Consider the following 8697-nt stretch of genomic DNA (forward strand, 5'->3'; position numbering starts at 1 on the left):
CGGTTATGAGTATTTGGAAGCGCCCGATGGATTTGGCAATATTAAACGCCACATCTCGTAATACATTGATGGAAGCATTAAATATTGAATATTGTCACTGTACTGGGGATTCAATTACAGCATCAATGCCAGTAAATTCAACGGTACATCAACCTCTTGGAATGTTACATGGAGGAGCCTCTGTTGCTTTAGCTGAGTCTGTTGCTTCTATTGCCGCTAATTGGTGTGTCGATGAAACAAAATATTGTGTAGGGTTGGATATTAATGCCAATCATATTCGAGCAGTCCGAGAAGGTACTGTTTATGCCACAGCAAAACCGGTGCACTTAGGTGCAACCACGCAAGTTTGGCTAATTGAAATTAAAGATCAACGAGAACGCTTAGTTTGTACCAGCCGCTTTACGGTTGCTGTGATGAAAAAGAAAAAGTAGCGGTCGTTGTGGAGAAGAAAAATGGAACAAAATGAAATTTTAAGTCATGCGCACGAGCTGCCAAAGATCCCTAAAGTGATCCGCGAGATGATGGAGCTTGTGAATGACCCTGACGTAGAGCTTCAAGAACTTGCTCGTACGATTTCAATGGAACAAGTGGTTAGTGCTCGTGTTATTCGTTTAGCAAACTCTGCACATTTCTCTCGTGGTAAAAGTGTATCATCAGTTGATCAAGCGGTTGTTCGTTTAGGGCTTGAGCCATTAAAAACGTTAATCATTGCCTCTTCTTTAGTTAGTGCCTTCCCATACGTAGAAGTCATCGATTTAGAAGCGTTCTGGCAAGAGACGTTTGAAGTGGCAATCCTAAGTAAAGCGATAGCACAAAGCTGTGACGTCAACCCTAATGCAGCCTTTACTGCGGGTATGTTACACAACATCGGCGATTTAATGATCTACACGGTAATGTCTGAGCAAGTTCCAACTATTTTTGAAAAAATGGAAGCGGGCAGCTCTAAAGTAGCAGCACAACGATCAACAATTGGTACAGATAGCGCCGTTCTAGGTGCCAAACTAGCGGAAAGCTGGAGCTTTTCTAAAGAGTTAGTATTTGCGATTTCTGAACAGTATGAACCAAAAGTCGATAATATTTATTCACCATTAGCTGCAACTGTGCGTTTAGCTAATGCGATTAATCGTAATTGGGATGATTTGCCAACATTAGATGCAAAATCGGTGTGGTTATCTGAACAGATTGAAATAGATATTTTATCTGTTAATGCAGCTATTATTGAAAATATTGATAATGTGAAAGGATCTGGTATTGAAATGGCTAGGTTGGTAATGTAAACATGCAAAAAGAGTGGATGCTATCGGCGTTGATTGGTGCTTTTTTTGCCATTATTTCATATCTAGCCCCTGATTTTATTATCAGTAAAGTATTGATTATTATCGCAGTGATTTTTTTGGCGAAAGCAGTAAAAGCTATTTTTTACTCACTAAAACATCGCCAATATGAGATGTAGATTTTAAAAATGTATTTAATCAAAATCGAGTGGGCTTTTAGTTCCTGAAAAATGTAAACCAATAACATGTGTATAAATTTGGGTCGTTTTGATATCAGAATGACCCAATAATTCTTGTATTGTTCTTAAATCTCCTCCTCGTTCTAATATCCTTGTCGCAAAACTATGCCTAAATGTGTGACAACTGGCTTTTTTGTCTATTTCTACTGTTCTAATTGCTATTGTAACTTGTTTTTGTACGCTTCTATCTAATATATGGTGACGTCGTCGTTTACCCGAACGAGGATCTTTACTGATTTGTTTTGATGGGAATAGATATTGCCAACCATAGCTTTTAGCTCGATGAGGGTACTTTTCGGCAATAGCAAATGGAAGGTATACTTCATCATCTCCATTTATAGCATCCATTTGGTGCTGCTGTTTTACAAAGGCTAACTGTGTTTTAAGCTCTTTAATGATGCTTTCAGGCAGTACAGTGGTTCTATCTTTATTCCCTTTTCCGCTACGTACTGTGAGTGTTTTGTGCATTAAGTCAATGTCATCAACCCTTAATCGTAGGGCTTCGTTAATCCGTAAACCGCTGCCATACATAAGTTGTGCAATAAGCTTTGTTGGATGTTTGAGTTCATTTATAACAGCCATTGCTTCACTGTGAGTGAAAACGGTAGGGAGTTTGGTCGCTTTTTTGGAACGTTTAAAATCCAAGTTATCGACTGATTGCTGCAAAAACTCACGACATAGGAAGACCAGGGCGTTAAGAGCCGTCTTTTGAGTGTTTGGTGAGACGTTTTGTTTAACAACAAGATGTTCAAGATATTCTGGAATATCAAAAGCAGTAATCTCTTCTTTTGATGTGTAATTATTATGCCTAATAAAACAGCTTATCCAATAGATGTACTGTTTTTCAGTATTATAGGCCATTGATCGTGTACGAATGAATATTCGTATTTGATCGGTAAATCGTTGTGAATCGGGCTTAAGATCTAGTGGGATGTCCATGATTATGACTTTATTGGTGGATAGATGATGATTGAATTGTAGTCACTAGAATTTGACCCGCAATGTGGGTTCGCATATTTGTAAGACATATAGAGTTTTGTTGGAATTATTATTTTAATCAATTACATGGAGTAAGGCCCAAAAGTGGGATATACGAACCATTATCTTATATTGTTTGTTTAATTTATGGCGTTTTGGCTGTTAGGTGGTTGGTTTTAAAGTAGAATATGGTGTTATTGTGGTGGTGGAATATATTCGGTAGAGATTACGAATGTGATGGGTATAATTAAATGTTGTGCGTACTGAGTCCGAAATTTTTTGTACGGTTCATCAAAAGGATCGCGGCTTTCGTAGTTTCGGCTTAGTAAGCGTAAATTTCTTCTTTATTGCCTTTTTGCTTTCGTATCGTCAGGTTCGGCAAATTAGCCCTTATCTCCCTAAGTTCAGGCGTTTCAGAAGCTATTTTACGCTTCAATGGTTCTTTGGTTATGCCTCATTTTAGTTTGCATCCGTGCTTTGCTCGCAGCATTTTCAATCCCAATTGTGGTTAGGATATTTGGTTTTTCAATTTCAAACCTGCTGAAATCAAGCCGTTTAAATTGCGTTGTAAATGTATTTGTTTTTCTTCACATTATTTCCAGTTTTATGTTTATTTTGTTCGCTTAATTGGCATCGGTAAATTAGAATCAGGGCTTAGAAAATCTTGGCAGGGCAGTTCTTTACCAAGTTTGCCAAGTCGAAGAAAGTCCGCACAACAAAGCAATTAACACGATGCTTATAACCCATGGCATTTTTGGTTTGGAGTGTGATTGGTTTGGTTATTAAGGTGTTTGCACGTGTTATTGCGGCGTTGTGCGTACTGAGTCCGAAATTTTTTGCACGGTTCACCAAAAGGATCGCGGCTTTTGTAGTTTCGGCTTAGTAAGCGTAAATTTCTTCTTTGTTGCCTTTTAGTTTTCGTATTATTAGGTTCGGCAAACTAGCCCTTATTTCCCTAAGTTCAGGCGTTTCAGAAGCTATTTTACGCTTCAATTGTTCTTTGGTTATGCCTCATTTTAGTCTGTATCAGTGTTTTCCTCGCAGCATTTTCAATCCCAGTTGTGGTTAGGATATTTGGTTTATCAGTTCCAAATTTGTTGAAATCAAGCCGTTCAAATGGTGTAAAAAATGTATCTGTTTTCCATTCACTTTATCTCGCAATTTAAGAACATTTTGTTTGCTTAATTACTATTGGTAAATTAGAATCAGGGCTTAGAAAATCTTGGCAGGGCAGTTCTTTATCAAGCTAGCCAAGCCGAAAGTAAGCACGCACAACAATCGCATCAACACGATGCTTATTACATTCGGCGTTTTTGGTTTGAAGTGTAATTGGTTTGGAAGGTTGGTCGTCAGCACGTGTTATGCAAGCGTTATAACCTCAAGAGGAAATGATGGAATTAGAGGCTTTTGAACATAAGGATTATGATCTGCTTACTGCCTGGATAGATAGCGAAAAACTTTGTTATTTGTGGGGCGGGCCAGCTTATAAATATCCTCTTACTCACGAACAAATTGAAACTCATTGTAAGCAGTTACAGGTGTTTCCATTTCTATTTACTGTTGAGAATAATCCGGTTGGTTTTGTGGAGCTTTACCAAGTTTCAGTTAATGAATTTCGTATCTGTCGCGTATTTATCTCACCTGAATATCGAGGCCAGAATTTAGCTCAAACCATGTTACAGCTACTTATTGAAAAGGCTCAGGTTAATTACAAAGCTAATTTACTGACATTAGGTGTTTTCAGCCACAATAAATCAGCTATTTCATGTTACGAAAAACTGGGTTTTGTAGAATTTGAGCAGCTAACTAATAGCTTATCATTTGATGGTGAGAGTTGGGATTTGTCACGCATGGAAAAACGGTTATAACAAATGCATCAACACGATTTGCTACACTCGGCATTGTCAGTTTGCCTTTATTTTCAGTGATTAAGGCAGTAAAATTCAGCTAAGTCTGTATCGTAGCAAACGTGTTATGCAGGCGTTACACGAACTCTAAGATTGCAGTTTTTTGGCTCAGTTCAGCGATTGAGCCGTTAGTTTTTTAGTCGTGAAAGTAGGAGGGTGGTTTTCCTTTTTCTTTGTAGCCTTTTGGTGTTCATTTCATCAGGTTCGGCATTGAACTATTATTGTCCTAAGTTCAGGCGTTTCAGCTGCTAATTTACGCTTCAATTGTTCGTTGGTTATGCCTCATTTTAGTCTGCGTCAGTGTTTTGCTCTCAGCATTTTCAATCCCAATAGTGGTTAGGATATTTGGTTTATCTATTCCAAACTGGCTGAAACCAAGTCGTACAAATGGCGTAAGAAAAAGGGATTGTTTCGTTTCACAATTATTGCTGTTGATTGGATATTTTGCTCGCTTAATTGAGCCAGTCTAATTAAACTCAATTTACAGTAAATCTTGGTAAATCAGTTCTTTACCAATTTAAGCGGAGCGAAAACAAGGCTCGTATAACAAAGCAATCAACACGATGCTATTTACATTCGGCATTCGCGGTTTAGAGTATAATTGGTTTGGGAAGTCGGTCTTTCGCACGTGTTATTGCGGCGTTGTGCGTACTGAGTCCGAAATTTTTTGCACGGTTCATCAATAGAATCGCGGCTTTCGTAGTTTCGGCTTAGTTAAGCGTAAATTTCTTCTTTGTTGCCTTTTAGTTTTCATTTCATCAGGTTCGGCAAATTAGCCCTTATTTCCCCAAATTCAGGCGTTTCAGAAGCTATTTTACGCTTCAATTGTTCTTTGGTTATGCCTCATTTTAGTTTGCATCAGTGTTTTGTTCGCAGCATTTTCAATCCCAATTGTGGTTAGGATATTTGGTTTATCAGTTCCAAACTAACTGAAACCAAACCGTTCAAATGGTATAAAAAATGTATCTGTTTTCCATTTACTTTATCTCGCAATTTAAGAACATTTTGTTCGCTTAATTGCCATCGGTAAATTAGAATCAGGGCTTAGAAAATCTTGGCAGAGCAGTTCTTTACCAAGTTAGCCAAGCCGAAAGTAAGCACGCACAACAATCGCATCAACACGATTTATTACATTCGGCGTTCTGGGTTTGTCTTGGGTTTCGTGATTAAGGCAGTTAAATTCAGATTGGTTTGTATGGTAATAAACGTGTTATGCCAGCGTTATGTGTTTTTTGAGTATGTAAGCGTAAATTAAGAGGTTTTATGTCTAAAAAATATGAGTCAATGGTCGGCGATTATTGGATGGTTTCTAATTCAATTGAACAGTATGTTTCTTCTGAAGTTGGTGGTTTTGAATATTGGGACACCGATTTAATTAAGCTTACGATTGATACTGAGTCGACAACATATACATATGATTATTCTGAAGCATCAGTAATGTTAGGTGTTTCTGAATCGAAAATGAAGAACTTTTTAGTTGTGCATTGTTGTCTGAGTAATAATCTGGATGGGCTTATTGGCGAAAGAGATTACGATTTTTGGGATGCCAAAGGAAATCAATTGGTCATAACTTTAAATAATTCATCTGAACTAATATTTCAAACTTCAGATATATGTGAGTTGATGGTTAAAACAGAAAGTGTTGGTTGGAGTTATGAGGATTTAGTTAATTCTGCAAATGAGATAGTTGCTGACTAAGTCTAAACACACATAACAAATGCATCAACACGATTTACTACACTCGGCATCTCAGGTTGTCGGGTGTTTCTCGTTTTAGGGCGTCAATTTTGAATATAATTGTTTGGTAGTAAACGTGTTATGCAGGCGTTATGTTTATCCAATAAATTGAGGTACTTATGAAAGTAAGGTTAATGGAACAGTCTGATTTAAATGATACAGCAGAAGTACATAAATTAGCTTTCGTAAGACAAAAACAATCTTATGAATGGTTGGTGTGTAATTTCAATGCTTTCCCACGTGTCTTGTGTTTTGTCGCTGAAGATAGCAATGGGATTATTGGGTATATTATTTGGACTCAAAAAAGTGGTTTTCGTCCTGAAGTAGTGATGGAAATTGAGCAATTAGCTGTTTCTCCTAATCACCAAAGAAAAGGTATAGGACGTGGCTTAATCATGAATTCTTTACCATTAGTAAAAGCAAAGTTGGCAGAGAATAACTCAGTACTAAAACATATTTTTGTTACAACGAGAGCTGATAATTTTGCTCAAGAATTGTATAAATCAACATTAGGCGCAGAAGTGGAAGCAACGATTACTAATCTATATTCTGCGGATGAAATATTAATGATTGCACGCAACGTTAGTTAATAAACATAACAAATGCATCAACACGATTTGCTACACTCGGCATTCTAGGTTTCTTTTTGTTTACCGTATTAAGTGGTAAATTTGGGTTTAATCTGCATGGTAGCAAACGTGTTATGCAGGCGTTACACGAACTCTAAGATCGCAGTTTTTTGGCTCAGTTCAGCGCTTGAGCCGTTAGTTTTTTAGGCGTGAAAGTAGGGTGGATTTCCTTTTTCTTTGTTGCCTTTTGGTTTTCATTTCGTCAGGTTCTGCATTGAACTATTATTGTCCTAAATTCAGGCGTTTCAGCGGCTAATTTACGCTTCAATTGTTCTTTGGTTATGCCTCATTTTAGCCTGGATCAGTGTTTTCCTCTTAGCATTTTCAATCCCAATTGTGGCGAGGATATTTGGTTTATCAGTTCCAAATTAGCTGAAACCAAATCGTACAAATGGTTTAAGAAAAAGGAATTGTTTCGTTTCACAGTTATTGCTGTTGAAGTGATATTTTGCTCGCTTAATTGAACTAGTCTAATTAAACTCAGTTTACAGTAAATCTTGGTAAATCAATTCTTTACCAAGTTTATAGAAGCGTTGACAAAGATCGTGTAACAAATGCATCAACACGATTTGCTACACTCGGCGTTGTCAGTTTGCCTTTAGTTTTGGTGATTAAGGCAGTAAAATTCAGTTAAGTCTGTATCGTAGCAAACGTGTTATGCAGGCGTTATATGCAAAAATGTGTTTATGATCTAAATAGGGTAGAATTCCATTTTTGAACTGTAGTGAGCCATAAATGAATAAGTCTATCGAACAAAGAATTGGTAATATTGCCTTAGTTGTTGAAAACTATGATGATGCAATTGAATTTTATACCAAAAAACTACAATTTGAGCTGGTCGAAGATACTGATTTAGGCGGTGGCAAACGTTGGGTTCAAATATCTCCACCTAATTCAACGGGTACAAATTTACTATTAGCTCAAGCAAGTAATGATGACCAATTAAAGTCAGTTGGCAATCAAGCTGGCGGTCGTGTTTTCTTATTTCTTCAAACTAATGATTTCTGGCGTGACTATGAGTTTATGAAAGCTCAAAGTGTCGAGTTTACTGAAGAGCCACGCGTTGAAGAATACGGTACAGTTGTCGTATTTAAAGACTTATACGGTACAAAATGGGACTTATTGCAGCTAAATCAAGCTAACTAAGTCTGTAGCATATAACAAATGCATCAACACGATTTGCTACATTCGGCATTCTAGATTTCTTTTGGTTTACCGCGTTAAGTGGTAAATTTAGGCTTAATCTGCATGGTAGCAAACGTGTTATGCAGGCGTTAATCGTACAAGGAGGTACAATGTATAAATTACGAAAACTGGAAGGTGAGCAAGATTGGCTAGATGCGGATGGAGTTAAGATTTATACCATTTCAGCAAATGAAGAACCAATCAATATGGTCGCTTTTCATCACCGACTAACAGAGGTTAAATCTGAAATAACTCTCGAATGGGATCAGACTGCTGCGTTTGTTATTTTTCATAATGGTGCAAGTTGTAAGTATTTGGTTTTAGCTTGGTGGGGTAATGATAATGAATTATTTACGTCAGTATCAGTTCAAGTTAATGGGGTTTGGGTTGTAGATCCAACTAAATATTCGTTTTGTCTTTATGATATTGAAGTTATGTGGAAGGAACGTAATATCTACATAGAAACAATAGATTGTGAAAGTCCGTAATTGGTTAAGTATCGCACTAGCCGTTAGATGTACGTTTAACAAATGCATCAACACGATTTGCTACATTCGGCATTCTAGGTTTCTTTAGGTTTGCTGTATTAAGTGGTAAATTTGGGTTTAATCTGCATAGTAGCAAACGTGTTATGCAGGCGTTATAACGCAGGGTGGATATGGATAGAATCATCACATTAATTGAGAAAGATGAATTGAGGGTAAAGGCGCTTGATTGTGTTCGACAACTCAATTTACCTCATTGTTAT

Annotated in this window: 9 protein-coding genes; 8 read left to right on the forward strand and 1 reads right to left on the reverse strand. The window is 37.2% G+C overall.

The annotated features are described in order from the left end of the window. Window positions 1–5 precede the first annotated feature (5 nt). From ED622_RS04860 to ED622_RS04870, 3 genes are read left to right on the forward strand one after another with little or no spacing between them, the layout of a single operon-like run. Window positions 6–431 carry a hotdog fold thioesterase gene (locus ED622_RS04860; RefSeq protein ID WP_122032796.1) on the forward strand — a complete coding sequence of 142 codons (426 nt, stop codon included), beginning with the start codon at window positions 6–8 and terminating at the stop codon, window positions 429–431. Between the two features lie 21 nt (window positions 432–452). Further along, window positions 453–1277, forward strand: coding sequence for an HDOD domain-containing protein (locus ED622_RS04865; RefSeq protein WP_122032797.1), 825 nt, complete (start codon window positions 453–455; stop codon window positions 1275–1277). Between the two features lie 2 nt (window positions 1278–1279). Then, on the forward strand, window positions 1280–1453 hold the full coding sequence (locus ED622_RS04870; RefSeq protein ID WP_122032798.1) for a hypothetical protein: 174 nt from the start codon (window positions 1280–1282) through the stop codon (window positions 1451–1453). A gap of 15 nt (window positions 1454–1468) precedes the next feature. Here the strand turns inward: ED622_RS04870 and ED622_RS04875 are convergent, their stop codons facing one another. After that, the gene (locus tag ED622_RS04875) at window positions 1469–2452 is read right to left on the reverse strand and encodes an integron integrase (protein ID WP_122032799.1); all 984 of its coding nucleotides are present in this window, start codon (window positions 2450–2452) and stop codon (window positions 1469–1471) included. A gap of 1430 nt (window positions 2453–3882) precedes the next feature. Here ED622_RS04875 and ED622_RS04885 point away from each other — a divergent pair. From ED622_RS04885 to ED622_RS04920, 5 genes are all read left to right on the forward strand, one after another. Beyond that, a complete protein-coding gene (locus ED622_RS04885) occupies window positions 3883–4359 on the forward strand; it encodes a GNAT family N-acetyltransferase (protein WP_122032800.1) in 477 nt (158 codons plus the stop codon). Window positions 4360–5661: 1302 nt separating this feature from the next. Then, window positions 5662–6096, forward strand: a complete 435-nt coding sequence (locus ED622_RS04900) for a hypothetical protein (RefSeq protein ID WP_122032801.1) — start codon at window positions 5662–5664, stop codon at window positions 6094–6096. A 173-nt stretch (window positions 6097–6269) separates the two neighbouring features. Then, window positions 6270–6725 (forward strand): GNAT family N-acetyltransferase, encoded by a 456-nt coding sequence (locus tag ED622_RS04905; protein WP_216822070.1) that lies wholly within the window; start codon window positions 6270–6272, stop codon window positions 6723–6725. Window positions 6726–7499: 774 nt separating this feature from the next. After that, window positions 7500–7910 (forward strand): VOC family protein, encoded by a 411-nt coding sequence (locus ED622_RS04915; RefSeq protein WP_122032803.1) that lies wholly within the window; start codon window positions 7500–7502, stop codon window positions 7908–7910. Window positions 7911–8059: 149 nt separating this feature from the next. Then, window positions 8060–8437, forward strand: a complete 378-nt coding sequence (locus tag ED622_RS04920; protein WP_122032861.1) for a hypothetical protein — start codon at window positions 8060–8062, stop codon at window positions 8435–8437. Window positions 8438–8697 lie beyond the last annotated feature (260 nt).

This window comes from Aliivibrio sp. EL58 (assembly GCF_900312675.1).
Taxonomy (GTDB): domain Bacteria; phylum Pseudomonadota; class Gammaproteobacteria; order Enterobacterales; family Vibrionaceae; genus Aliivibrio.

What these genes read in the sequence shown, in the direction of transcription:
- ED622_RS04860 (WP_122032796.1), top strand. Translation starts at nt 6, where the DNA reads ATGAGTATTTGGAAGCGCCCGATGGATTTGGCAATATTAAACGCCACA.
- ED622_RS04900 (WP_122032801.1), top strand. Translation starts at nt 5,662, where the DNA reads ATGTCTAAAAAATATGAGTCAATGGTCGGCGATTATTGGATGGTTTCT.
- ED622_RS04875 (WP_122032799.1), bottom strand. Translation starts at nt 2,452, where the DNA reads ATGGACATCCCACTAGATCTTAAGCCCGATTCACAACGATTTACCGAT.
- ED622_RS04870 (WP_122032798.1), top strand. Translation starts at nt 1,280, where the DNA reads ATGCAAAAAGAGTGGATGCTATCGGCGTTGATTGGTGCTTTTTTTGCC.
- ED622_RS04915 (WP_122032803.1), top strand. Translation starts at nt 7,500, where the DNA reads ATGAATAAGTCTATCGAACAAAGAATTGGTAATATTGCCTTAGTTGTT.
- ED622_RS04905 (WP_216822070.1), top strand. Translation starts at nt 6,270, where the DNA reads ATGGAACAGTCTGATTTAAATGATACAGCAGAAGTACATAAATTAGCT.
- ED622_RS04885 (WP_122032800.1), top strand. Translation starts at nt 3,883, where the DNA reads ATGGAATTAGAGGCTTTTGAACATAAGGATTATGATCTGCTTACTGCC.
- ED622_RS04920 (WP_122032861.1), top strand. Translation starts at nt 8,060, where the DNA reads ATGTATAAATTACGAAAACTGGAAGGTGAGCAAGATTGGCTAGATGCG.
- ED622_RS04865 (WP_122032797.1), top strand. Translation starts at nt 453, where the DNA reads ATGGAACAAAATGAAATTTTAAGTCATGCGCACGAGCTGCCAAAGATC.